Raw genomic sequence first — 23630 nt, forward strand, 5'->3', positions numbered from 1 at the left:
CCCTCCGCCACACCGGCCGCGACTACCACCGGCCCCTACGAGCCCTCGGTCTCACGTGACGAACCCAGACAGATCTCGATCATGCAATGACCCTGAGTTCGTCCCCACCGACCTGCCTCCGGTACGTGATCTCCGGCTGCGCGGTCGCCCAGCCCCCACCGGGCCTCCCCGCCACCGGGTCCACAAACCTCTCGCCGAAGGTCGAGGCCCAGCCGGCGTGGACCTTGCCGGTGCGCGCGGCGTCGTCGCGGAAGTACACGCGGGACGCGACGGTGTTGCCGTCGCCGACACGCAGGTGGGCCTTCATGTACGCGCGCTTCAACGGGTCCACCTCAGGCGGGAAGGCGCGCTCTGCGCGCCACTTCCGGTTACTGCCGACGTACTGGACTCCCTCATTCCGTCACCGCAGCGAACCACGGTGCGTGAGCCACCAAGACGGGCGGACTCGCTGCCCCACCTCTCGAAAGTCCTGACAGGTGCCTGCCACCATCCGATTCAACCCGCCGAACGGGCGGATCCCGCAAGACGGGACCAGCACATCCGGCGGACCGCTGGGAGTCAGTACCGCTCACGGAAACCTCGTCACGCTTGGTCGCCCGCAGGGGGACGACCAGGCGTGACGAAGTTTCAGCACGAGCGTCGTCTGAGCGTCAATAGTGCGAAAACCACGCCGGGACCACGACACAGCGGGTCTCCGTCCGTGCCTGAAACCTCAGCTCAGAGCGCACAAGGCGGATGGTTCCCTGCTTGATGTGTTGTGCGGAGGAAAACAGGTCGAGGGAACCACCCGGGCGGCAAAATCGCAGGTCAGGCGCCCTTTGCGATGGGTTCGAGGATCGCCACGCACTCCACGTGATGCGTCATCGGGAACAGGTCGAACGCCCGCAGCATCCGCACCTTGTAGCCGCCCTCCCGGAAGTACGCCAGGTCGCGCGCGAGTGCCGCCGGGTCGCACGCCACGTAGGCGATGCGGCGGGCGCCGAGGCCCGCGAGGTGCTTCACCGTCTGCTTGCCCGCGCCCGCACGCGGCGGGTCCAGGACGATCAGGTCGGTCTCGGTGATGCCGGTGCGCGGCAGGATCTGGTCGACCTTGCCGTGCTCGATGCGGACCCGCTCCAGGTCCTTCAGGTTGTGCCGGGCGTCCTCGACGGCGCGCTTGCCGGACTCGATGCCGAGGACGGCACCCTTCTCGCCGATGCGCTGGCCGATGGCGCCCGCGAACAGGCCGACGCCGCAGTACAGGTCGAGGGCGGTGTCGCCCTTGCGGGGCAGCAGGCCCTGCATGACGGCGCGGACGAGGGTGTTGGCGGCCTGCGGGTGGACCTGCCAGAAGCCGCCCGAGCCGACCCGGTAGGTGCGGTCGTCGGCGCGCTCGCGGACGAAGGCGCGGCCGTGCACCCGGTGGACGCCGCCGTCGCGCTCGTCGACGCGCATCACCGAGACGGGCTTGTCGAGCTCGACGAGGGGCAGCCGGCCGCCGGGCTTCGGGGTGAGGATGACCTGACGGTCGTGCGAGCCGGTGGCTGCGATGGCTTCCACCGAGGCCATGCCGGGCCATTCCCGCTTCTCGATGCCGAGCTCGGTCACGCCGGGGGCCGCGATCAGGCAGCGCTCGATGGGCTCCACGTCGTGCGAGCGGTGCTTGCGCAGGCCGACGCGGCCGTCCTCGTCGATGGCGTACTGGACGCGGGTGCGCCAGGCGGGCACCTCGCCCTTCGGGAGCTTGTCGCCCTCGGCCGGCATGACGGTGCCGTCCCAGCCCGCCTCTTCGGGGGTGAGCCCCGCGAGGCGCTGGAGCTGCTCGGCGATCACTTCGCCCTTGAGCCTGCGCTGGGCGCCGGGCTTGGCGTGCTGCCAGTCGCAGCCGCCGCACTGGCCGGGACCGGCGTACGGGCAGGGCGCCTCGACGCGGTCCTTGGACGCCTCGATGATCCGTACCGCGTCGGCGCGCAGGAAGCGGGAGTCGCTCTCGCCCTCGGTGACCTTGGCAACGATCTTCTCACCGGGAAGCGTGTGCCGTACGAAGAGGACCTGGCCCTCCGAGGTGCGGGCGATGCAGTGGCCGCCGTGTGCGACGGGCCCGACCTCGACCTCGTACTCCTCCCCGACCAGCGACGACGTGGGTTCGTTCTGCATGAGGGGGTGGCTCCAGAGATCAAGGAAAAAACGGCCGGACAACAACCCACGAGTCTACGTGGGTGTCGTCCGGCCGTTTACCACGAGCGAGCGGGCGCGGTCAGCCCTTGTTGGCGGGTTCCTTGGGCCTGCGCTCCACGGGTCCGCGGCGCACCGCACCCGGTGCGTTCCACTCGGCGCGCTTCCTTGCGCGCTTCTTCGCCGCCTCGGAGGACTCCAGCTGGTACGGCACGGAGGTCACCATCACGCCCGGGGTGAACAGCAGCCGCCCCTTGAGGCGCAGGGCGCTCTGGTTGTGGAGGAGGTGCTCGTACCAGTGGCCGACCACGTACTCGGGGATGTACACGCTCACGACGTCGCGCGGGCTCTCCCGGCGCAGGCTCTTCACATAGTCGATGACCGGGCGGGTGACTTCGCGGTACGGGGAGTCGAGGATCTTCAGCGGGATGTCGATGCCGCGCCGCTCCCAGTCCTCCCTGAGCGCCTTGGTCTCGGACGGGTCGACGCTGATGGAGAGCGCCTCCAGCCGGTCGGAGCGGATCAGCTTGGCGTAGGCGAGGGCGCGCAGCGTGGGCCGGTGGAGCTTGGAGACCAGGACGATCGAGTGGACTCTGGAGGGCCGCATCGTCTCGTCGGCCGGGGTCTCGTCCGCGGCGATCTCCTCGGCGACCCGGTCGTAGTGCCTGCGGATCGCGCTCATCGTCCCGTAGAAGATCACCATGCCGAGCAGCGCGACCCAGGCGCCGTGGGTGAACTTGGTCGCGAGCACCACGACGAGCACCAGGCCGGTGAAGAAGGCGCCGAAGGTGTTGATCGCGCGGGAGCGGATCATGTGGCGGCGCTTGGCCGGGTCCTTCTCCGTCGCCAGGTGGCGGTTCCAGTGCCTGACCATGCCGGTCTGGCTGAGGGTGAAGGAGACGAAGACGCCGACGATGTAGAGCTGGATGAGCCGGGTCGAGTCCGCTCCGTAGATCCAGGTCAGCAGGATCGCCGCGCCCGCCAGCAGCACGATGCCGTTGGAGAAGGCGAGCCGGTCACCGCGGGTGTGGAGCTGGCGGGGCAGGTAGCGGTCCTGGGCGAGGATCGAGCCGAGCAGCGGGAAGCCGTTGTACGCGGTGTTGGCGGCCAGGAAGAGAACGAGTGCGGTGGCCGCCGCGAGGACGATGAAGAAGAACGTACCGTCGCCGAAGACGGCAGCCGCGACCTGTGAGATCACCGGGTCCTGGACGAAGCCGGAGCCGACCGCGACACCGTTGTTGATCAGGTCCTCGGCCGGGTTCTCCGCCATCTTCACATCGGTGGCCATGGCCAGGCCGATGATGCCGCAGAACATGGTGACGGCCAGCAGGCCCATCAGCGCGAGCGTGTTCGCGGCGTTCTTGCTCTTCGGCTTGCGGAAGGCGGGCACACCGTTGCTGATCGCCTCGACGCCGGTGAGGGCGGCACAGCCCGAGGAGAACGCCCGCAGCAGCAGGAAGACCAGCGCGAAGCCGGCCAGTCCCTGGTGCTCGGCCTTGATCTCGTAGCCCGAGGTCGGGGCGTGCATGGTGTCGCCGAGGACCAGTCCCCGGAACGCACCCCAGATGATCATGATGAAGACGCCGGCCACGAAGAGGTACGTGGGGATGGCGAAGAGCTTGCCGGACTCCTTGACGCCGCGCAGATTCATCAGCGTCAGCAGCACGATGGCCACGATCGCGCACGTCGTCTTGTGCTCGACGACGAACGGGATCGCGGACCCGAGGTTCTCCACCCCGGAGGAGATCGACACGGCGACGGTCAGCACGTAGTCGACCAGCAGCGCACTGGCCACGGTCAGCCCGGCCTTGGGCCCGAGGTTGGTGGTGGCGACCTCGTAGTCACCACCACCGCTCGGGTAGGCGTGCACGTTCTGCCGGTACGAGGCGACGACCGTGAACATCAGGACCACGACCGCGAGCGCGATCCAGGGGCTGAAGTGGTAGGCCGACACGCCCGCGATGGAGAGCACCAGGAGAACTTCTCCGGGTGCGTACGCCACCGAGGACAGCGGGTCGGATGCGAAGACGGGAAGTGCGATGCGCTTGGGGAGGAGCGTTTCTCCCAGCTTGTCGCTGCGCAGCGCCCGTCCGATCAGAATCCGTTTGGGCAGGTCGGTCAGTTTGGACACGCAGAGGATCGTATGCGTTCCGTATGGAAGCCGCAGACCCACCACCCCCGTGGCCTCGCAATCTCCTGCGCTCGGCCGAGAAAGCCACGAAATCCTTAACGAAATCCTTGCACTCAGGCGTCCGCGAACAGGGCGCTGTAGCCGTTGAGTGCGGGTTGGCCGCCGAGATGGGCGTAAAGGACGGTGGAGTCACGGGCGATCTCGCCGCGCGCCACGAGGTCGACCGTCCCGGCCATCGACTTCCCCTCGTAGACGGGGTCGGTGATCATGCCCTCGGTACGGGCGGCGAGCCGCATCGCGTCGAGGGTGGTGTCGTCGGGGATGCCGTACGTACCCGCGTGGTAGCGCTCGTCCAGCTCGATGTCGTCCACGGTGAGCTCGCGGCGCACCCCGATGAGCCGTGCGGTGCCGGCCGCGATCCGGGCGATCTGCTCGCGGGTACGAGCAGGCTCGGCGGAGGCGTCGATGCCCAGCACGCGCCGCGGACGGCCGCCCTCCTCTTCGAGTGCGGCGAAGCCCGCGACCATGCCGGCCTGGGTGGAGCCGGTCACCGAGCAGACGACCACGGTGTCGAAGAACACGCCGAGTGCGCGTTCCTGCTCGGCGACCTCGTACGCCCAGTTGGCGAAGCCGAGCCCGCCGAGAGGATGGTCGGACGCGCCTGCGGGGATGGCGTACGGCCGGCCGCCGCGCTCCTCGACCTCGCGCAGCGCCTGCTCCCAGCTCTCCTTGACCCCGATGCCGAACCCGGCGCGCACCAGGCGGACATCGGCACCGGCCAGGCGGCTGATCAGGATGTTGCCGACCTTGTCGTAGACGGCGTCGGGCCACTCGACCCAGCTCTCCTGGATGAGCACACACCTGAGGCCGACGCGGGCGGCGACCGCCGCCACCTGGCGGGTGTGGTTGGACTGGACGCCGCCGATGGAGACGAGCGTGTCGCAGCCCTTCGCCAGGGCGTCGGCGACGAGGTATTCGAGCTTTCGAGTCTTGTTGCCGCCGTAGGCGATGCCGGAGTTGCAGTCCTCCCGCTTGGCCCAGACCGCGGCGCCGCCGAGGTGGTCGGTCAGCCGGTCGAGGCGGTGCACGGGAGAGGGGCCGAAGAGGAGGGGGTAGCGGTCGTAGGAGGAGAGGGAGGGAGAGGACGGGGAGGTGGGCGATGCGGGCGTCACGGGGGCTCCCTTGGTCGGGGGTTGGTGTGGTGACGGTGATCGGGTGGTCAGGGTTGATGTGGCGGTGGCCGGGTGGTCAGGGTTGGTGTGGCGGTCGGTCCGAGCGCCGTCCGGGCGGTGCATCCGGGCGGTGCATCCGAGCGGTGCTCGGGCCGTCGACCTAGTCGGACGTTTCGTCCTGTTCGTTCTGTTCATCCTGTTCGGACGGTTCGTCGGCGAGTCCTTCGAGCGCCCGCCAGATCTCCGCGGTGACCCGGGCCGCGGCTTCGGCATCGCGCCCCGCGCACGCCTCGATCAGCCGGTCGTGCAGCTCCGCCGAGCCGTGTGCCGCGCTCGCCGTGCCGAACTGCCGCCACTCCAGGCGCCGGATCAAGGGGGTGTAGCGCTCGACGGTGGCGGCCACGGCACGGTTGCCGCAGGCAGTGACGAGGACGTCGTGGAGCAGGTCGTCGGCACGCAGCGCGTCCGCCACGTCGCCGCGGCGGGTCGCCTCCCGGAAGCGGTCGTTCGCCTCGCGCATCGCGGTGATGTCCGAGTCCGCGAGGCGGGGTACAGCGGTCCTGGCGGCGAGTTCGTGCATGGCCCGTACGACCGCCGCCGCGTCCCGGACGTCGCGCGGCACCAGCCGGGTCACCCGGGTGTAGCTCTGCGGCTTGGACTCGACGAGGCCCTCGCCGGAGAGCCGGGACAGTGCGTCGCGGACCGGGGCCCGGGACAGTCCGAGGCGTTCGGCGAGGTCGGCGTCGCGGACGGGGGCACCGGGCGGAATGTCGCCACGGACGATGGCGTCACGGATCGCCTCGTACGCGGTGTCCCGCAGCAGGGTCCGTCGGACGGGGCGCAGGGTCTCCATGAACTGACATGTTAGATGTCTGTGCTCGTCTTACTCAAGAGTCCGTCCCGCAGTGGCTGAGGTCGGCGGCCCTCCCCGTCCGCACCGCGGGGCGCGGCGAAAGCGCACTCGGATGAGGCTTCGCACTCCCGGCCGCATAAGCTCATCCTGGGCAACGGGACAGACCGTTGCCCCGTTGTTTGCCCGGCAAGCTGAGGAAGAAGTGTGAGCAGGGTGTTTTCGCAGGTCAGCCGGACGACCAGGACTGCGAGGTAGGCGCAAGGTGCACATCGTCATCATGGGCTGCGGGCGAGTAGGAGCCGCTCTCGCGCAGACCCTGGAGCAGCAGGGGCACACGGTCGCCGTCATCGATCAGGACCCCACGGCGTTCCGGCGCCTCGGATCCGGATTCGGTGGGCGGCGCGTCACCGGTGTCGGCTTCGACCAGGACACCCTCCGTGAGGCGGGGATCGAGGAGGCCGGTGCGTTCGCCGCGGTGAGCAGCGGCGACAACTCGAACATCATCGCCGCCCGGGTGGCCCGCGAGATGTTCGGCATCGAGAATGTCGCGGCGCGGATCTACGACCCCCGGCGCGCCGAGGTCTACCAGCGTCTCGGTATCCCCACGGTCGCCACCGTGCGCTGGACCGCGGACCAGATGCTGCGGCGGCTGCTGCCCTCGGGCGCCGAGCCGCTGTGGCGGGATCCGAGCGGCGGTGTGCAGCTCGCGGAGGTGCACACCACACCGTCCTGGATCGGCCACAAGATCAGCACGCTGCAGGAGGAGACGGGCGTCCGCGTGGCGTTCCTCACCCGGTTGGGCGAAGCCATACTGCCCACCTCGCAGACGGTGCTGCAGGAGGGCGACCTGGTCCACGTGATGATGCGTACGGACGAGATCGCAAAGGTCGAGGCGGCCTTCGCCGAGGGTCCTGAGGAGGGCGGTCACTGATGCGTGTCGCGATTGCCGGGGCCGGTGCAGTGGGCCGTTCCATCGCGGGCGAGCTGCTGGAGAACGGGCACGAGGTGCTGCTCGTCGACAAGGCGCCGACGGCCATTTCGGTGGAGCGGGTGCCGATGGCCGAGTGGCTGCTGGCGGACGCCTGCGAGATCACCTCACTCGACGAGGCGGCACTTCAACGCTGCAACGTCGTGATCGCCGCGACCGGCGACGACAAGGTGAATCTGGTCGTCTCGCTGCTCGCCAAGACCGAGTACGGCGTGCCGAGGGTCGTCGCCCGGGTCAACAACCCGAAGAACGAGTGGCTGTTCACCGAGGCCTGGGGCGTCGATGTGGCGGTTTCCACGCCGCGTCTGATGTCGGCCCTGGTCGAGGAGGCGGTGAGCGTCGGCGACCTGGTCCGGCTGCTGCGCTTCAGCCACGGCGACGCCAACCTGGTCGAGCTGACGCTGCCCCCGGAGTCGGCGCTGGCCGGCACCCAGGTCGGCGATGTGGCCTGGCCCGAGGACACCTCGCTGGTCACCATCATCCGCGGGCAGCGCGTTCTGACGCCGAGCACCGAGGAGACGCTGGAGGCCGGTGACGAGCTGCTGTTCGTGGCCGCACAGGCCCGCGAGGAGCAGCTGGAGGACCTGCTGTCGGTACGCCGGGGCGACTCGGAGGACTGACCGACGCAGGGCAGGCAGACGGAAGGGCCCGGAACCGTTTCGCACGGTTCCGGGCCCTTCCGTCTGACGTGGGCGGTTCAGAACTCCTGGTGACGTGTCGCGGCGGCGGCCGCTTCCGCCTTGCGGGCCTTCTCGGCCTGCTCCTGCGCCTCCATCTCGGCGAAGACATCGATGGGCGGCGGCGCCTTGGCGAGGAAGACCCAGGTCAGATAGACCGCGAGGAGGAACGGGGGGATCTTCAGGGCGATCAGGACCCAGCCGAACTGGGTGGTGTCGGCCCACCAGTACAGCGGGAAGAGGATCGCGCACTTGGCGAGCAGGATCATCCCCCAGGCGTAGCTGGCCTTGGCGTACGCCTTCTTGCGGCCGGGGTTCCTGGTGCGCCAGGAGAGGTTCTCCTTGAACACCGGGCCCAGGATCAGACCGATCAGCGGCACCCCGGCGAGGGTGGTGATCAGGTAGGCGAGTGCCAGGCCGAGCGTGTAGAGCATGCCCGGCAGATAGAAGTCCTTGGCGTTGCCGGTCATCATCGCGAAGACCACGCCGAAGGCCACGCCGAAGACACCGCTGAAGGCGTGCTTGACGGTGTCCCTGCGGATCAGCCGTACGGCGACGAGGGCCAGGGACACCACCAGGGCCGCGATGGCCGAGATGTGCAGATCCTTGTTGATCGTGAAGATCGTGACGAAGAGCAGTCCGGGAAGGACTGTCTCCACCATCCCCCGGACACCGCCGAACGCCTCGAAGAGCGCTGCCTCGGTGACCGCCTTCGCGTCGGCCTCCTGCTGGTCGGTGCGGGTGGTGCGGTCCTTGTCGGACGTCGGCTTGTCAAGAGACGTCACCGGCTACTCCTTGCCGAGCGGTCGGAGTTCGTATTTGGGGTTGAACAGCACCCGGCGTCCATGACTCATGGCGATCCGGCCCGAGGCGATGAGCTTGCGGCCCGGTTCTATGCCCACGATGGAGCGCCGGCCCAGCCAGACCACGTCCAGCGGCGCGGTGCCGTCGAAGAGCTCCGCCTCCAGGGCGGGCACTCCGGCGCGCGGCCGCAGGGTGACGGTCCGCAACGTACCAGTCACCTTGACGATCTGCCGGTCGGTGCATTCGGAGATCCGCGTGCACCCCGAAGCCTGCGAGTCCTCCTGCAGCTCCTCGGACTCCAGATCCTCCTGGGAGCTGGACAGCCGGTCGAGCATCCGCCGGAAGCGGCCGGACGGCTTCGCAGCCTTGCCGGGCTTCTCGAATCGAGGGACAGCACTCATACCCGAAGGGTACCGGTCTCCCGTACTCCGAGCGGGTGTCCCGGGTCTCACTCGGACGGGATACTCGCAAGGGTTACGGGACAGAACCCGGCAGCGGTTACGGACAGGGCCCGGCACGGGTCACGGAACAGGGCCCGGCAACGCACGGTTACGCGACAGGGCCCGGCGCCCCCGTTGAGCCGCGCTCGAAGCGGTAGCCCATCCCCGGCTCCGTGACGAAGTGCCGGGGGTGCGAGGGATCGGCCTCCAGCTTGCGCCTCAGCTGCGCCATGTAGACCCGCAGATAGTTGGTCTCGGTGCCGTACGAGGGCCCCCAGACCTCCTGGAGCAGCTGCTTCTGACTGACCAGCCGGCCGCTGTTACGGACCAGGACCTCCAGCAGATGCCACTCGGTGGGGGTGAGCCGTACGTCGCGTCCCTCGCGGTGGACCTTCTTCGCCGCCAGATCGACGGTGAACCCCTCGGTCTCGACGATCACGACGTCGTCGGAGCCGTGCTGGCCGACGGGTTCGGCCCTGCGGACGGAGGCGCGCAGCCGGGCCAGCAGCTCGTCCATGCCGAACGGCTTGGTGACGTAGTCGTCGGCGCCGGCGTCCAGGGCCTCGACTTTCTCGTCGGAGGTGTGGCGGGCGGAGAGCACCAGGATCGGCACCCGGGTCCAGCCGCGCAGCCCCTTGATCACCTCGACGCCGTCCATGTCGGGCAGTCCGAGGTCGAGGACGACGACATCGGGGTGGCGGGCGGCGGCGAGCTGGAGGGCGGTCGCGCCGTCGGGCGCGGCGTCCACCTCGTACTTGCGCGCCTTCAGGTTGATCACGAGGGCGCGTACGATCTGCGGCTCGTCGTCGACCACAAGCACCCGGGTCATGGGGGCCCTGCCTTTCTGCTGTACGGCGATCTCCCGGGACGTTGCGGAGATCATGAAGTGACCTGCGAGGTCATGAGGTGACCCGCGCGGGCAGGTCGGGGCTGACGGGAACGTATCCCGATGCCGCCTTGAGGGTCAGCACCATGGTGAGGCCGCCGCCGGGGGTGTCCTCGGCGTCCAGCGTGCCGCCCATGGATTCCACGAAGCCGCGGGCGACGGCGAGGCCCAGTCCGACACCCGCGCCGCGCGGGGCGTCGCCGTAGCGCTGGAAGGGCTCGAAGATGCGTTCCTTGGCGTCGTCGGGGATGCCGGGGCCGCGGTCGACCACCCGTAGCTCGACGCGTTCGCCGAGCGCGCTGGCGGCCACCGTGACGCGTTCTCCGTAAGGGCTGTACTTGACGGCGTTCTCGACGATGTTGGCGACGGCCCTCTCCAGCAGCCCGGGGTCGACGTCGACCATCGGCAGGGTCTCGGGGATGTCCAGGTCCACGCTGCCCTCGGGAACGCCTCCGAGCGCCATCGGGACCACCTCGTCGAGGTCGATCTCACGAATCAGCGGGGTGACGGTGCCGGTCTGCAGCCTGGACATGTCCAGAAGGTTGCCCACGAGGTGGTCGAGGCGGTCGGCGCCGTTCTCGATGCCTTCCAGGAGTTCGGCCTGGTCCTCGTCTGACCAGGCGACGTCGTCGGAGCGCAGGGAGCTGACGGCGGCCTTGATGGCGGCGAGCGGAGTACGCAGATCGTGGCTGACGGCGGCGAGGAGCGCCGTCCGGATCCGGTTTCCCTCGGCGAGCCGCCGGGCGTCCTCCGCCTCGCCGACCAGGCGCTGGCGGTCCAGCACGACGGCGGCCTGGGCGGCGAACGCGCCGAGCACCCGGCGGTCCTCGGCGGGCAGCACCCGGCCGGAGAGCGCGAGCGCCATGTGGTCGCCGACGGGCATGTCCACATCGGCGTCCTCCGGGCGGGCCACCGGGCTCGGCCCGACGCTCCCTGCGCACGTCCACGGATCGACATCGCTCTGCCGCTCCAGCAGGGCGACGGACTCCATGCCGAAGGTCTCGCGGACCCGGTCCAGGAGCGCGTCCAGAGTCGTCTCGCCGCGCAGCACACTGCCGGCCAGGAAGGAGAGGATCTCCGACTCGGCGCGCAGCCGGGCCGCCTGATGGGTACGGCGGGCCGCCAGATCGACGACCGAGGCGACCGAGACCGCCACCGCGAAGAAGATCACGATGGCGACGAAGTTCTCCGGGTCCTGCACGGTCAGGGTGTGGGTGGGCGGGGTGAACCAGTAGTTCAGCAGCAGCGAGCCTGCGGCGGCCGACGCGAGGGCGGGCAGCAGCCCGCCGAGCAGGGCCGCGGCAACGGTCAGGAAGAGGAAGAGCAGGACGTCGTTGGCGAGCCCGGGGCCGTTGTCCAGGCGGGTCAGGAGCAGCGTGAGAAGGGCCGGGCCGCCCACACCGACCAGCCAGCCCCAGATGATCCGGACCCGGCCCAGCCGGGCGCCGCGGGCGATGGGCAGACCCCGGCCCTTGGCGACCTCTTCGTGGGTGACGATGTGGACGTCGAGGTCGGGTCCCGACTCACGGGCGACAGTGGCGCCCACGCCCGGTCCGTAGATGTACTGCCAGGCCTTGCGGCGGCTGGAGCCGAGGACGATCTGCGTGGCGTTCACCCCACGGGCGAATTCGAGGAGGGCCGACGGTATGTCGTCGCCGATGACATGGTGGAACGTGCCGCCGAGGTCCTCCACGAGGGTGCGCTGGACGGTGAGTTCCTTGGGCGAGGCGGAGGTCAGTCCGTCGCTGCGGGCGATGTAGACGGCGAGGATCTCGCTGCCGGAGCCCTTGGCCGCCATCCGGGACGCGCGGCGGATGAGCGTACGGCCCTCGGGACCGCCGGTGAGTCCGACGACGATCCGTTCGCGGGCCTGCCAGGTGGTCCGGATGTTGTGCTCGCCGCGGTACTGCTGAAGGTATTCGTCGACCCGGTCGGCAACCCAGAGGAGGGCCAGCTCGCGCAGGGCGGTCAGGTTGCCGGGGCGGAAGTAGTTGGACAGGGACGCGTCGATCCGGTCCGGCTTGTAGATGTTGCCATGGGCCATCCGGCGGCGCAGCGCCTGGGGCGACATGTCGACGAGTTCGAGCTGGTCGGCCCTGCGGACGACCTCGTCGGGGACGGTCTCGCGCTGCCGTACGCCGGTTATCGCCTCGACGACGTCGCCGAGCGACTCCAGGTGCTGGATGTTGACGGTGGAGATCACGTCTATGCCGGCCTGGAGGAGCTCTTCGACGTCCCGCCAGCGCTTGGCGTTGCGGGAGCCCGGCACATTGGTGTGCGCCAGTTCGTCCACCAGGGCGACGGCCGGGGCGCGCTCCAGGACCGCGTCGACGTCCATCTCGGTGAAGACGGCGGAGCGGTACTCGATCTCACGGCGCCGGATCTGCTCCAGGCCGTGCAGCATGACCTCGGTGCGCGGGCGGTCGTGGTGCTCCACGAAGGCGACGACGCAGTCGGTGCCCCGTTCGACACGGCGGTGGGCCTCGGAGAGCATCGCGTACGTCTTGCCGACGCCGGGTGCCGCACCCAGGTAGATCCGAAGCTTGCCGCGTGCCATGGCCCCATTGTCTTCTCTGAACCGGCTGCCGCCGATGCGGCAGCCGGTTCGAAGTTACCCCGAGGATTCTCGACAAATGGGACGGGGGTGGGGCGAGGGGCCGAATTGACAGGATTCTGACGCCTCAGCCGGAAAATCAAGTCCGCCCGGCAATTGAGGACAGAGAGGGCAGAATGGCCACGGAGGCGAACCCGGGGCCCCTCCCCCCTGCCCCCACTACTCGTGCTCGACGATGTGCCCGTCGCTCAGCTCCAGCACCCGGTCCGCCAGCCCCAGCAGCTGCGCATCATGCGTCGCCACCAGCGCGGTGACCCCTTCGCTCCGTACCACCGCCCGCAGCAGCTCCATCACCGCGAGCCCGGTCTCCGCATCGAGCTGCCCCGTCGGTTCGTCCGCGATCAGCAGCGAGGGCCGGTTGGCGAGCGCGCAGGCGATCGCGACACGCTGCTGCTGGCCGCCGGAGAGTTCGCCGGGGCGCTGAGCGGCGTGGTCGGCGAGACCGACCATGGAGAGCAGCAGCGCCACCCGGTCCTCGCGCTCGCGCGGGTCCGCCCTGCGCAGCCGCATGGGTACGCCGACGTTCTCCGCGGCGGTCAGGATCGGGATCAGGCCGAACGACTGGAAGATGAAGCCGATCCGGTCCCGGCGCAGCTCCAGGAGCCCGTTCTCGCCGAGTTCGGCGAGGTCCGTGCCGTCGACGGTGATCCGGCCGCCGTCGGGGCTGTCGAGGCCACCGACGAGGTTGAGGAGTGTCTTCCTGCCGGAGCCCGAGCGTCCCTTGATCGCGACGAGTTCGCCTCGCGGCACCTCGAAGGACACCCCGCGCAGCGCGTGCACGGCTGCGGTGCCGGTGCCGGTGCCGTACGAGCGGTGCAGGTCCTCGACCCGGACCATGGGTCCGCGGGCCGGGTCCTCGGCGACCGCCGCGCCGCTCTGCCCGCCGGTGCTCGTCCGGCCGGTGTTGTCGGTCATGCCTCTCCCCCGTGCGCGATCGGTCCCGTCGGCCGCCAGTATGTGCATCGGGCACAGGGCTGGGCAGTGGCCGAAGGGCGGTGGTCAGGCGTCCGGCCGGACGCCGATGTGGTCGTCCTCGGCGGCGAGCCGCACCCGGTGGCGAAGCCCGTAACGTCGCAGACAGCCGTCGGGCAGCCGCGGCTGCCCCACCCGGCCGAGTACGGCGAATTCCTCCGCGCCGCCGTCGGGGTTGCCGTCGCACAGGGTTCGACCGCGCGCTGAGCGCGGCCGGCGCCGCCGGCACGGTGCCCGCGAGCAGCACCAGGAGTCCGGCGGCGCAGGGCACCAGGCCGTGGTGCCCGCGGCGGCGCAGCGGCGCAGGCGTCCGCCGTCCCCGATTCCCCACCGGTCCCTCTGGTCACTCTCATCCTCTCCGGATGATCATCCGACCGGCCCGGACGACTTCCTTTATCGAAGCACTACTGCTTCCCGACAACTTCCTGACACCGACTGACCAGCCTTGCCAGGGTCCACCGGGGCGATTGCCCCGTCCTTGAAAGGGTGCGCATGACGTTACGAAGGAGCCTTCCCGGGCTGGCCGCCGGAGCCCTCGGAATATCCCTGGCCCTGTCCGCGGTGCCCGCCGCAACCGCCACCGCGGACGCGCAGGCCCCCACCACCCCCACCGTCTCCGAGCAGCAGGTGATGCCCCACCTTCGCGCCCTGCAGCGCATCGCCGACGGCAATGGCGGCAACCGCGCGCACGGCACGAAGGGGTACGCGGACTCGGTGGCGTATGTGAAGAGCGTCCTGGACCGGGCGGGCTTCCGCACAAAACTGGTTCCGTTCACCTACAACGGCGCCAGCGGCCACAACCTGATCGCCGACTGGCCGGGCGGCGATCCCGACCATGTGCTGCTGACCGGCGCCCACCTCGACAGCGTCAAGGAGGGCCCGGGAATCAACGACAACGGCTCAGGCTCGGCTGCGGTCCTGGCCGCCGCCCTTCAGGTGGCCAAGTCTCATCTGAAGCCCGAGCGGCACCTTCGGTTCGCATGGTGGGGCGCGGAGGAGCTGGGCCTGATCGGCTCGGCGGACTACGTCAAGAAACTCTCCTCGGCCGAGCGCCGCAGGATCGACGTCTACCTCAACTTCGATCAAGCGGGCAGCAAGAACACCCGGCAGTGGCTGGTGATCCACGACGACGAGCGTGGCGAGACCGAAGCCCAGCAGGCGTTCGAGGCGTGGTTCGCCGAGCGGAACATCCCCACGTTCGACATCGGCGTCGGCGGTTCGGACCATGAGTCGTTCGCCAACGCCGGCATCCCGTCCTCCGGCTTCAGCACCGGCATCTCGGACTGCATCCACGAGGCATGCGACGACCTCGCCAACGTGGACCCGAAGACGGAGACGACCAGCACCGACGCCCTCATCGGCGTGCTGTGGAAACTCGCCGCCACCACTCCCCGGCGCTGACCCCCCATCCTCAGGAACGAGACATGCGCAGACTGCTGAACCCGCGCCGCAGGACCGCTGTTGCCCTCGTGGCCGCTGCGGTGAGCGGCGTCGCACTGACCACCGTCACCGCCTCCGCCGCCATCGGCGGCCCGGGCATCGGTGACCCGTACTTCCCCGACGACGGCAACTCCGGCTACGACGTGTCCCACTACGACGTACGCATCGCCTACGACCCGGCACGCACCGACCACCTGGACGGCGACACCACCGTCACCGCCCGCGCCCTGGCCGGCCTGGACCGCTTCAGCCTGGACCTCAAGGGCCTCACCGTGGCATCGGTCACGGTGAACGGCACCCCGGTGAAGGCGTTCTCCCGGTCCGGCGCCCATGAGCTGGTCATCACCCCGGCCCGCCCGGTCGTGAAGGGCACGACCTTCACAGTACGGGTGAAGTACGCCGGCAAGCCCGACGCCGAGGGCTGGCACACGCTGAAGAACGGTGGCGCGACCGTGACCGGCGAACCACACGCCGCGACCTCCTGGTACCCCGCCAACGACCACCCGTCCGACAAGGCCACCTTCGCCCTCGCCGCGACGGTGCCCGACGGCTGGACGGTCATCGGCAACGGTCTGCCCGGCCCGACCACCGTTAAGAACGGCATGAAGACGTTCCGCTGGCACGAGGACAAGCCGCTGGCGACGTACCTCAGCACGGTCGCCATCGACAGGTTCACCGTTCACCGGGGGAAGACGGCCGCCGGAACGCCGGTCATCACGGCATACAGCCCGGACGCCGTCATCGACCCGGAGGCGGAGGCCGAGCAGACGGACATACTCAACTTCCTGACCACGAAGTTCGGCCCGTATCCGTTCTCCTCGGCGGGCGCCATCGTCGTCGGCGCCACGAAGGAACCCATCCACGGCCCTCTCGCCCTGGAGACGCAGAGTCGCCCCACGTACAGCGGAATGCTCTTCGACGCCTCAGTGGCACACGAGAACACCCACCAGTGGTTCGGCGACAGCGTGTCGTTCAAGGACTGGCGGGACGGCTGCATTGCGGAGTGCTTCGCCCAGTACGCCGGGCAGTTGTGGGAGGAGCACAAGGGCGCCGATCTCGACGAGTACTACTACCGGCCCGAGGTCGAGAACAGCAGGGACGACCCGTCGTTCTGGTCCACCAAGCTCTACGACCCGGGCGCGGGAAAGGAGTTGGACTTCGCGCTGTACTTCAAGGGTTCGCTGATGCTGCACGCCCTGCGACGCACGGTGGGTGACGATGCGTTCTTCCGGACGCTCAAGACCTGGACCCGGGACCACGCGTACGGCAATGCCTCGTTCCGGCAGTTCGAGGCGCTGGCGGCGAAGGTCTCGGGCAAGGACCTCAAGGGCTTCTTCGGGGCGTGGGTCGACGGCACGGTGATCCCGCCGGAGAAGTACCTCTACCCGGGCAGCCTGGGCACGCCGACCGGCTAGACCGGCGTGCCACGGGGCACGTTCCCCGTCCGTCAACGCCCTGAGGCCGGCCACTGCGGCCGGCCTCAGTGCCAACAAGTCCTCAAGTCCTCAAGACCCGTTCGCCAGCTGCTTGAGGGCGATGTTGAGCTGGAGGACAACCAACGCGAACACCGCGATCGTGGTGACGACGAAGGCCACATCGGCCATCGTGTGCTCCTAGATGAGGTACGGATTCTCGGACCTCATGAGCAAACCTCGCGTCACAGCCGTCCCGGCCTGCGTTGATGGCTTCCTTACGGGGAAGGGTCAGCCCTTGACGGCGCACATACGTGCCCCATACGCACCCCTGTCGTGCGCCCCGGAGCCCGCTCTGGGCGCAGAAAGGCCGGTGGGCCGTACCCCCCTTTCCAGGGGATACGGCCCACCGGCCTTCAGCTGTGCCGGGCGGCTGCCCGTATTGCTCAGCGGACCTCGGTGATCTCGGGTCCGCGCTGGAGCTGGCCCATGCCACCGGAGAACTTCGAGCCCTCCTGGCTCTCCTGCTGGACGCCCTCGGGCACCATCTGGGCGTCGTCGGGGAGCTTGAGGACGATCGGGTCGCGCGGCGCCATCGGGCCCTCGCCGCGGACGACCACGGTGTCCCGGAAGATCGTCTCCAGCAGCCCCGCGGCCTCCGGCTGCACGGCACCCTGGCCGGAGATCACTCCGCGCAGGAACCAGCGCGGCCCGTCGACGCCGACGAAGCGCACCAGCTGCACGCCGTTCGTCCCGTCCGGGAGCTGTACGGGGACCTGGGCACGCAGCTCCCAGCCCAGCGGGCCCTCGACCTCGTCGATGATCCCGCCCTGCTGGGTGATGCCGGAGGCGATCTCCTCGCGGACCTCGCCCCAGATGCCCTCCTTCTTGGGGGCGGCGAAGGCCTGCAGCTGGATGGCGCTGTCGCGCAGCACCACGGTCGCGGCGACGATCGCGTCACCGGCCACCTCGACGCGCAGCTCCATGCCCTCGACGCCGGGAACGAAGATGCCGCCCAGGTCGACCCGGCCCTCGCCGGGCTGGGAGACCTCGGTGAAGTCCCACGGTCCGTCCGGCCGCGGCGCCGGCGGGAGATTCACCCGCCGCGAGCCGCTGTCGGCTCCATCGGCGTCATCGAGCTCGTCGACGACCTGCTCGGCCTCGCGCGCTTCGTCCGCCACGTCCTCGGCGGAACCACTCTTCTTGCGACGTCCGAACACGTCACTGTCCTTCCCGGTCGGGTACGACCGAAGCGTAGCTGTTCCCGCCCTGGGTAATCCCGCCCCTGACGCCATCAACATCACCGGAAGCATGCCCTCCGGTGGATCCGAAGCCTCCCTCGCCGCGGGCCGAGCCGGGAAGTTCCGCCACCTCGTGGAAGCGCACCTTCTCGACCTGCTGGACGACCAGTTGGGCAATCCGGTCGAACCGCTCGAACCGCACGGGTTCGCGCGGGTCGAGATTGATGACGATCACCTTGATCTCTCCACGGTACCCGGCATCAACCGTCCCCGGAGCATTCACAAGAGCGACTCCGCAGCGCGCGGCGAGGCCGGACCGCGGGTGCACGAACGCGGCGTATCCGTCGGGCAGCGCGATCGACACCCCGGTGGGCAGCACAGCCCGCTCACCCGGTGCGAGTTCGGCGGCCTCCGTGGTCACCAGATCGACCCCGGCGTCGCCCGGGTGTCCGTAGGCCGGAATCGGCACGTCCGGGTCGACACGGCGGATCAGTACGTCTACGGGGTGACGCATCAGGGGTTCACCTCGAACGCGCGGACGCGCTTGGCCTGGTCCGGGTCGGCCATCGCCGCCTGGATCTCGGCCGGGCGGCCGTTCTCGATGAAGTGGTCGACCTTGACCTCGATGAAGAGGGCTTCGGCGCGGACCGCCACGGGCCCGTCCGGGCCGCCGATCCGGCCGGTCGCCCGGGAGTAGATCTTCCGGCCGTGCACGGCGGTGATCTCGGCGTCCAGGTGCAACACGGTGTCCACCGGCACCGGACGCACGAAGTCGGTCTCCAGCCGCCCGGTCACCGCGATCACCCGCAGCAGCCAGTTCAGCGAGCCGAGCGTCTCGTCGAGCGCTGTGGCCAGGACGCCACCGTGGGCCAGGCCCGGGGCGCCCTGGTGGGCGGCCTTCACCGTGAACTCGGCGGTGACTCTGACACCCTCGCCGGCCCGCGCCTGGAGGTGCAGCCCATGCGGCTGTCCATCGCCGCACCCGAAACAGTGTTCGTAGTGCGCGCCGAGGAGTTCGCCGGGGGCCGGGGCTTCGGGGTGCCGGACCGGTTTCACCGCGTCGGCCGGGGGCTTCAGAGCCGCAGATGTTCCACTCACAGGCGCAGACCTTACCCGCGCGGCCACCCGCAGGTCGCGCCGTGCCAAGCTTGGGTTCATGCAGCCTTCCACCCCGCCTTTCGACGAACGACTGACCGCGCCTCGTTCGTGGTGGCTCATCGCCTTCCTGGTCGGCATCGCCTGCGCCCTGATGCTGCTGCCGCTCGGCACCCTGCCCCTGCTGGCCGGCCTGGTGGGCGGCACGGCCCTGTCGGCGGTCGCGGTGAGCTCGTACGGTTCGGCCAGGATCCGGGTGGTCGCGGGCGCCCTGGTGGCCGGTGACGCGCGGATTCCGGTGACGGCGCTCGGCGAGGCCGAGGTGCTGGACGCGGAGGAGGCGCGCGCGTGGCGCTCGTACAAGGCGGACACCCGCGCGTTCATGCTGCTGCGCAGCTACATCCCGACGGCGGTCCGGGTGGAGGTCACCGACCCGCAGGACCCGACTCCGTATGTCTATCTGTCGACCCGCGAGCCGCTGGCCCTGGTCGCAGCGCTCAGCGCGGTGCGGGCCTAGCCTCGGGGTTTCTCTCCTTCGGGGGGCTCCTCGCGGGCCCTCCAGGCGGCCTCTCCCGGCCCCACAAGCCCGGTCAGGCGGGAACAGCTCCCGTCGGCGCCCGGGGACGCCCTAGCTCTCCAGCTCGCCCGGCAGATCCTTGCGCAGGCCCCTCGGTCGCTCCAGCGCAGGCAGCTCCGGAAGCCGGTCCCAGGGGATCTGGCGCTTGCGCAGGTCCTTCCTGACCCGTTCGGCAAGCTTTCTGGTGTCGCGCCGGTTCATCATCGCGCCGACGGCGGCGCCGACCATGAACGGGATCAGGTTCGGCAGATCGCGCACCGTGCGCTTCACGATCTGCTGGCGCAGCTCACGTTTCATCTGGCCGCCCAGCGCGGCATTGACCGTCGCGGGGTGGGTGACATCGATACCGCGCTCCTCCGTCCAGGACGTGAGGTAGGCGGTGGAACGCTGGGTGAGCCCGCCCGGCGGGCGCAGTCCGTAGACCTCGTGCAGCTCGGCGACGAGCTTCATCTCGATCGCGGCCACACCGGTGATCTCCGCCGCCAGCTCGGCGAGCATGGCGGGCGGTACGGGCATCATGGCCGCCGCGCCGATACCGGCGCCGACGGTGGCTGTGGCCTTGCTCGCGCCCGCGATGAGCTTGTCGGCAAGCTCCTCGGGCCCGAGGCCCGGGAACTGCTTGCGCAGGGTCGCGAGATCGCGCACAGGGATGCGGGGAGCGGTTTCGATGATCAGGTCGGCGATATGACCGATCGCTGCCTTGGCGCTCTCCCCACCCTTGTGTACTCCCCGTTTCACTGAACTCAGACGGCCTGCCCCGGTCACGGGCTCCGTCCTGTCGACCTGTCCGGCCCCATCGGCCGTGTCGACTCCTTCAACTCCTCCGACTGCCGTGACTGCTTCGAGCGAGGCCGACCGGCCCCGCTCGTCGTCCCGCTCACCCGGGGAGGGTGGCAGGGCGGACCGCTCGGCAGGCGCTGCTACGCCTTCTGCCGGGCCTGTACCGCCCTGATTCGCCTCCGACGACCTCTTGCGCCGCAAGCGTCGCTTCCGGAACGGTGTGTCGCCTGCCACGGTCGGCCCGACCTAGTCGCAGTCGCGGCAGATCGGCTGGCCGTTCTTCTCGCGCGCCAACTGGCTCCTGTGGTGCACGAGGAAGCAGCTCATGCACGTGAACTCGTCGGCTTGCTTGGGCAGGACCCTTACGGCCAGCTCTTCGTTGGACAGGTCTGCGCCGGGCAGCTCCAGTCCTTCGGCCGCGTCGAACTCGTCGACGTCGACGGCGGACGCCGTCTTGTCGCTCCGGCGAGCCTTGAGCTCTTCAAGGCTGTCCTGGTCCACGTCGTCATCGGTCTTGCGTGGGGTGTCGTAATCCGTTGCCATGTCGCTCTCCCCCTCTGGGTGTCTGCGGTGTCTCAGCGCACGTAACGCGTGAGAGGCCGGACTTGTGCCCGACCTGAGGCGGAGATTTTGCCTCACATCAAGGTCTGTTACTCAATCGACACCCAAAAGGACCGCTCGGGAGTGGTCGGCTTGGGTGGCGAAGGGGACCGTACACGGTCCTGGTCTTGCGCTTCACGGGCGCCACCCCGTGTACTTCCCGTGATATCGAACCCCGAAAACCCCGATTTTTGCGGGTTTTCCGGTGATGGCCCTGATCACGGAGCGTTGGCATCCAGAAATTCGCTCCTGTGATCGATCACACACGGCCACTCCGGGCACAGGTCCCGAAAATTCCGCTCAAAGCGAACAAAGTAATTCGTGCACGAATCGCCCCGCCCGGCCCCTCAGACCGGCAGTGAGACTCGCATCACAAGACCACCGCCCTCGCGGGGCTCCGCGACGATACGGCCGCCGTGAGCGCGCGCCACGGACCGCGCGATCGACAGGCCGAGCCCCACCCCCTTGTCGCTGCCTGTTCGCTCCGTACGCAGCCGCCTGAAGGGCTCGAAGAGGTTGTCGATCTCGTACGCAGGCACCACCGGGCCCGTGTTCGAGACCACCAGCACGGCCTGGCCTGACTGCAGCTCGGTGGTGACCTCCACCCAGCCCTGCTCCGGAACGTTGTAGCGCACGGCGTTCTGTACGAGGTTCAGCGCGATCCGCTCCAGCAGGACGCCGTTGCCCTGGACAACGGCCGGGGCCCGCTCGCCGCGGATCTCCACGCCCCGCTCCTCGGCCTCGCCGCGTGTCTGGTCGATCGCACGCGAGGCCACCTCGGCGAGGTCGACCGGTTTGCGCTCGACGATCTGGTTGTCGCTGCGGGCGAGCAGCAGCAGGCCCTCGACCAGCTGCTCACTGCGCTCGTTGGTGGCCAGCAGGGTCTTGCCGAGCTGCTTCAGCTCCGGCGGGGCCTGCGGGTCGGAGAGATGGACCTCCAGCAGCGTGCGGTTGATCGCGAGCGGGGTGCGCAGCTCGTGCGACGCGTTCCCGACGAACCGCTGCTGGGCGGTGAAGGCCCGCTCCAGGCGGTCGAGCATGTCGTCGAAGGTGTCGGCGAGCTCCTTCAGCTCGTCGTCCGGGCCGTCCAGCTCGATCCGGCGAGACAGATCGGTTCCGGCCACCCTGCGGGCGGTCCGGGTGATCCGGCCCAGCGGGGAGAGCACCCGGCCCGCCATGGCGTAGCCGAAGGCGAAGGCGATGACGCTGAGGCCGACCAGGGCCAGCAGCGACCGGTTCAGCAGCGTGTCCAGCGCCCGCTGGCGCTGATGGTTGACGCAGGAGTTCATCGCCGCGTTGAAGGCGTCCGGCGTGGACTTTTCGTTGAAGTTGCACACGTCACTGGTGACCTGGCCGCTCACGATCTTGAACGGCAGCTCGCTGCCTACGTGGAGGGCCTGGGCGGCCAGCATGTAGATGATCGAGAGCAGCAGAATGCCCGCGATCAGGAACATGCCGCCGTAGAGCAGCGTGAGCCGTATCCGGATGGTCGGGCGCAGCCAGTAGGGAGGCTCCTGCTGTTTGGGCTCCCAGGTGGGCTTCGGGGGCGCCGTCGGCGGCGCGGGGACGGCGGGCACCGGCCGTCAGATCCGGTAGCCGGAGCCGGGCACGGTGACGATCACCGGCGGCTCGCCGAGTTTGCGGCGCAGTGTCATGACGGTCACCCGGACGACATTGGTGAACGGGTCGGTGTTCTCGTCCCATGCCTTTTCCAGCAGCTGCTCGGCCGAGACGACGGCGCCCTCGCTGCGCATCAGGACCTCCAGCACGGCGAACTCCTTCGGCGCGAGCTGGATCTCCGCCTCGCCCCGGAAGACCTCGCGGCGGTTGGGGTCGAGCTTGATTCCGGCCCGCTCCAGAACGGGCGGCAGGGCCACCGTCGTACGCCGGCCCAGCGCCCGTACCCGCGCGGTGAGCTCGCTGAAGGCGAAGGGCTTGGGCAGATAGTCGTCGGCGCCCAGCTCCAGGCCCTCGACCCGGTCGCTGACGTCCCCGGAGGCGGTGAGCATGAGCACCCGGGTGGGCATGCCCAGCTCGACGATCCGCCGGCAGACGTCGTCGCCGTGCACCAGGGGGAGGTCCCGGTCCAGCACCACGACGTCGTAGTCGTTGACCTCGATGCGCTCCAGGGCCGCCGCACCGTCGTACACGACATCGACGGCCATGGCCTCCCGGCGCAATCCGGTGGCCACCGCATCGGCGAGCAGCTGCTCGTCCTCTACGACGAGTACGCGCACGGCGCTGTCCTTCCTTAGAAACTTCAGTACGTAGGAAACTTCAGAACGTCCCGATGTACCCACGGTCCGTGATCCGGGCCGCTCATCGGTACTGGTCTGTGCGGCTCCATCCTGCCCGCAACGCGTATAAACCGGCGGTAAGACGGCGCTGGCCGACCTGGGGCTCCGGGGAATTCACCGGATTTCCGGGCCAGTTGAGGTTTCTCTGAGCTTTGGGCTGGGGAGGACGCATTCACACCCGCGATCACGCCTTGAATGTGGCGTGCCACAGGCCACTCCGTCCCCGGAGAGCGCGTGATCACCCGCCCTACCGCCTCCGTGCGGAGGGAAACCCGGGCACACCCCCGTGCCACCGACCCACGATGAGGGGGCGCATTATGGACGCTTTCACCGCAGGTCTGCTGCAACGCATCAAGACCACCGAGTCCGACCTCACGAAAGCTCGGGAGACGGGCGACGACTTCCTCGCGGATGTCGAGCAGGGCGAGCTGGACGACCTGCACCGCCTCGCCGCCGAGCACGGCGTTGAAATCGGCGCCACCAGCGTCTGAGCCGTC

The 23630-nt window shown here is 69.4% G+C and carries 24 protein-coding genes; 7 read left to right on the forward strand and 17 right to left on the reverse strand.

Annotated features, from left to right (window positions below):
• Positions 1-79: 79 nt before the first annotated feature.
• The 5 genes from ACGFU7_RS28380 to ACGFU7_RS28400 form a co-directional block, all read right to left on the reverse strand.
• Positions 80-322, reverse strand: coding sequence for a hypothetical protein (locus ACGFU7_RS28380; protein WP_393699385.1), 243 nt, complete (start codon positions 320-322; stop codon positions 80-82).
• Positions 323-807: 485 nt separating this feature from the next.
• Entirely contained in the window at positions 808-2136 is a 1329-nt protein-coding gene (locus tag ACGFU7_RS28385; protein WP_393699387.1) for a class I SAM-dependent RNA methyltransferase, read from the reverse strand.
• Between the two features lie 100 nt (positions 2137-2236).
• On the reverse strand, positions 2237-4285 hold the full coding sequence (locus tag ACGFU7_RS28390; RefSeq protein ID WP_393699388.1) for an APC family permease: 2049 nt from the start codon (positions 4283-4285) through the stop codon (positions 2237-2239).
• A gap of 113 nt (positions 4286-4398) precedes the next feature.
• Entirely contained in the window at positions 4399-5457 is a 1059-nt protein-coding gene (locus tag ACGFU7_RS28395) for a 1-aminocyclopropane-1-carboxylate deaminase (RefSeq protein WP_393699390.1), read from the reverse strand.
• 160 nt (positions 5458-5617) lie between these two features.
• A complete protein-coding gene (locus ACGFU7_RS28400; protein WP_393699392.1) occupies positions 5618-6310 on the reverse strand; it encodes a GntR family transcriptional regulator in 693 nt (230 codons plus the stop codon).
• Between the two features lie 262 nt (positions 6311-6572).
• Here ACGFU7_RS28400 and ACGFU7_RS28405 point away from each other — a divergent pair, with 262 nt between their 5' ends.
• Both ACGFU7_RS28405 and ACGFU7_RS28410 read left to right on the forward strand, forming a co-directional pair.
• A complete protein-coding gene (locus ACGFU7_RS28405) occupies positions 6573-7241 on the forward strand; it encodes a TrkA family potassium uptake protein (protein WP_072485889.1) in 669 nt (222 codons plus the stop codon).
• A complete protein-coding gene (locus tag ACGFU7_RS28410) occupies positions 7241-7918 on the forward strand; it encodes a potassium channel family protein (protein ID WP_393699394.1) in 678 nt (225 codons plus the stop codon). Before ACGFU7_RS28405 ends, ACGFU7_RS28410 begins: the two co-directional genes overlap by 1 nt.
• 77 nt (positions 7919-7995) lie before the next feature.
• On the opposite strand, the gene ACGFU7_RS28415 is transcribed toward ACGFU7_RS28410, so the two are convergent.
• The 5 genes from ACGFU7_RS28415 to ACGFU7_RS28435 form a co-directional block, all read right to left on the reverse strand.
• Complete coding sequence (locus ACGFU7_RS28415) at positions 7996-8760, reverse strand: DUF3159 domain-containing protein (RefSeq protein WP_393699395.1); 765 nt, start codon at positions 8758-8760, stop codon at positions 7996-7998.
• A 3-nt stretch (positions 8761-8763) separates the two neighbouring features.
• Positions 8764-9180 (reverse strand): OB-fold nucleic acid binding domain-containing protein, encoded by a 417-nt coding sequence (locus ACGFU7_RS28420; RefSeq protein WP_393699396.1) that lies wholly within the window; start codon positions 9178-9180, stop codon positions 8764-8766.
• A gap of 148 nt (positions 9181-9328) precedes the next feature.
• Positions 9329-10048, reverse strand: a complete 720-nt coding sequence (locus ACGFU7_RS28425) for a response regulator (protein WP_393699552.1) — start codon at positions 10046-10048, stop codon at positions 9329-9331.
• 70 nt (positions 10049-10118) lie between these two features.
• Complete coding sequence (locus ACGFU7_RS28430) at positions 10119-12662, reverse strand: ATP-binding protein (RefSeq protein WP_393699397.1); 2544 nt, start codon at positions 12660-12662, stop codon at positions 10119-10121.
• Positions 12663-12878: 216 nt separating this feature from the next.
• Positions 12879-13634, reverse strand: coding sequence for an ABC transporter ATP-binding protein (locus ACGFU7_RS28435; RefSeq protein ID WP_393699399.1), 756 nt, complete (start codon positions 13632-13634; stop codon positions 12879-12881).
• 66 nt (positions 13635-13700) lie between these two features.
• Here ACGFU7_RS28435 and ACGFU7_RS28440 point away from each other — a divergent pair, with 66 nt between their 5' ends.
• From ACGFU7_RS28440 to ACGFU7_RS28450, 3 genes are all read left to right on the forward strand, one after another.
• Positions 13701-13898, forward strand: a complete 198-nt coding sequence (locus tag ACGFU7_RS28440) for a hypothetical protein (RefSeq protein ID WP_393699401.1) — start codon at positions 13701-13703, stop codon at positions 13896-13898.
• A 285-nt stretch (positions 13899-14183) separates the two neighbouring features.
• Positions 14184-15092, forward strand: a complete 909-nt coding sequence (locus ACGFU7_RS28445; RefSeq protein ID WP_393699403.1) for a M20/M25/M40 family metallo-hydrolase — start codon at positions 14184-14186, stop codon at positions 15090-15092.
• 23 nt (positions 15093-15115) lie between these two features.
• The gene (locus tag ACGFU7_RS28450; RefSeq protein ID WP_393699404.1) at positions 15116-16546 is read left to right on the forward strand and encodes a M1 family metallopeptidase; all 1431 of its coding nucleotides are present in this window, start codon (positions 15116-15118) and stop codon (positions 16544-16546) included.
• 443 nt (positions 16547-16989) lie between these two features.
• Here ACGFU7_RS28450 and ACGFU7_RS28455 read toward each other — a convergent pair whose 3' ends face one another.
• Genes ACGFU7_RS28455 through ACGFU7_RS28465 form a run of 3 tightly spaced genes read right to left on the reverse strand, consistent with a single transcriptional unit; the run spans position 16990 to position 18882 of the window.
• The gene (locus tag ACGFU7_RS28455) at positions 16990-17763 is read right to left on the reverse strand and encodes a DUF3710 domain-containing protein (RefSeq protein ID WP_393699405.1); all 774 of its coding nucleotides are present in this window, start codon (positions 17761-17763) and stop codon (positions 16990-16992) included.
• Between the two features lies 1 nt (position 17764).
• On the reverse strand, positions 17765-18298 hold the full coding sequence (dut, locus tag ACGFU7_RS28460; protein ID WP_093898960.1) for a dUTP diphosphatase: 534 nt from the start codon (positions 18296-18298) through the stop codon (positions 17765-17767).
• Positions 18298-18882: a PaaI family thioesterase gene (locus ACGFU7_RS28465; RefSeq protein WP_393699407.1), complete on the reverse strand. Its 585-nt coding sequence runs from the start codon at positions 18880-18882 to the stop codon at positions 18298-18300. Before ACGFU7_RS28465 ends, dut begins: the two co-directional genes overlap by 1 nt.
• A 58-nt stretch (positions 18883-18940) precedes the next feature.
• Between ACGFU7_RS28465 and ACGFU7_RS28470 the strand changes: the two genes are divergently transcribed.
• Positions 18941-19396, forward strand: a complete 456-nt coding sequence (locus ACGFU7_RS28470; protein WP_393699409.1) for a DUF3093 domain-containing protein — start codon at positions 18941-18943, stop codon at positions 19394-19396.
• A 111-nt stretch (positions 19397-19507) separates the two neighbouring features.
• On the opposite strand, the gene ACGFU7_RS28475 is transcribed toward ACGFU7_RS28470, so the two are convergent.
• From ACGFU7_RS28475 to ACGFU7_RS28490, 4 genes are all read right to left on the reverse strand, one after another.
• Positions 19508-20470, reverse strand: a complete 963-nt coding sequence (locus ACGFU7_RS28475; RefSeq protein ID WP_393699410.1) for a hypothetical protein — start codon at positions 20468-20470, stop codon at positions 19508-19510.
• Between the two features lie 12 nt (positions 20471-20482).
• Positions 20483-20779 carry a DUF4193 domain-containing protein gene (locus tag ACGFU7_RS28480; RefSeq protein ID WP_003965732.1) on the reverse strand — a complete coding sequence of 99 codons (297 nt, stop codon included), beginning with the start codon at positions 20777-20779 and terminating at the stop codon, positions 20483-20485.
• Between the two features lie 404 nt (positions 20780-21183).
• On the reverse strand, positions 21184-22413 hold the full coding sequence (locus ACGFU7_RS28485; protein WP_393699412.1) for a sensor histidine kinase: 1230 nt from the start codon (positions 22411-22413) through the stop codon (positions 21184-21186).
• Positions 22414-22419: 6 nt separating this feature from the next.
• The gene (locus ACGFU7_RS28490) at positions 22420-23073 is read right to left on the reverse strand and encodes a response regulator transcription factor (protein WP_383078773.1); all 654 of its coding nucleotides are present in this window, start codon (positions 23071-23073) and stop codon (positions 22420-22422) included.
• Between the two features lie 377 nt (positions 23074-23450).
• On the opposite strand from ACGFU7_RS28490, the gene ACGFU7_RS28495 reads away from it, so the two are divergent.
• On the forward strand, positions 23451-23624 hold the full coding sequence (locus ACGFU7_RS28495; protein ID WP_176740391.1) for a hypothetical protein: 174 nt from the start codon (positions 23451-23453) through the stop codon (positions 23622-23624).
• Positions 23625-23630: the final 6 nt, after the last annotated feature.

The sequence above is a fragment of the Streptomyces sp. NPDC048473 genome, assembly GCF_043200155.1.
Taxonomy (GTDB): domain Bacteria; phylum Actinomycetota; class Actinomycetes; order Streptomycetales; family Streptomycetaceae; genus Streptomyces.

What these genes read in the sequence shown, in the direction of transcription:
- ACGFU7_RS28385 (WP_393699387.1), bottom strand. Translation starts at nt 2,136, where the DNA reads ATGCAGAACGAACCCACGTCGTCGCTGGTCGGGGAGGAGTACGAGGTC.
- ACGFU7_RS28400 (WP_393699392.1), bottom strand. Translation starts at nt 6,310, where the DNA reads ATGGAGACCCTGCGCCCCGTCCGACGGACCCTGCTGCGGGACACCGCG.
- ACGFU7_RS28410 (WP_393699394.1), top strand. Translation starts at nt 7,241, where the DNA reads ATGCGTGTCGCGATTGCCGGGGCCGGTGCAGTGGGCCGTTCCATCGCG.
- ACGFU7_RS28420 (WP_393699396.1), bottom strand. Translation starts at nt 9,180, where the DNA reads ATGAGTGCTGTCCCTCGATTCGAGAAGCCCGGCAAGGCTGCGAAGCCG.
- ACGFU7_RS28425 (WP_393699552.1), bottom strand. Translation starts at nt 10,048, where the DNA reads ATGACCCGGGTGCTTGTGGTCGACGACGAGCCGCAGATCGTACGCGCC.
- ACGFU7_RS28430 (WP_393699397.1), bottom strand. Translation starts at nt 12,662, where the DNA reads ATGGCACGCGGCAAGCTTCGGATCTACCTGGGTGCGGCACCCGGCGTC.
- ACGFU7_RS28435 (WP_393699399.1), bottom strand. Translation starts at nt 13,634, where the DNA reads ATGACCGACAACACCGGCCGGACGAGCACCGGCGGGCAGAGCGGCGCG.
- ACGFU7_RS28445 (WP_393699403.1), top strand. Translation starts at nt 14,184, where the DNA reads ATGACGTTACGAAGGAGCCTTCCCGGGCTGGCCGCCGGAGCCCTCGGA.
- ACGFU7_RS28450 (WP_393699404.1), top strand. Translation starts at nt 15,116, where the DNA reads ATGCGCAGACTGCTGAACCCGCGCCGCAGGACCGCTGTTGCCCTCGTG.
- dut (WP_093898960.1), bottom strand. Translation starts at nt 18,298, where the DNA reads ATGCGTCACCCCGTAGACGTACTGATCCGCCGTGTCGACCCGGACGTG.
- ACGFU7_RS28470 (WP_393699409.1), top strand. Translation starts at nt 18,941, where the DNA reads ATGCAGCCTTCCACCCCGCCTTTCGACGAACGACTGACCGCGCCTCGT.
- ACGFU7_RS28480 (WP_003965732.1), bottom strand. Translation starts at nt 20,779, where the DNA reads ATGGCAACGGATTACGACACCCCACGCAAGACCGATGACGACGTGGAC.
- ACGFU7_RS28495 (WP_176740391.1), top strand. Translation starts at nt 23,451, where the DNA reads ATGGACGCTTTCACCGCAGGTCTGCTGCAACGCATCAAGACCACCGAG.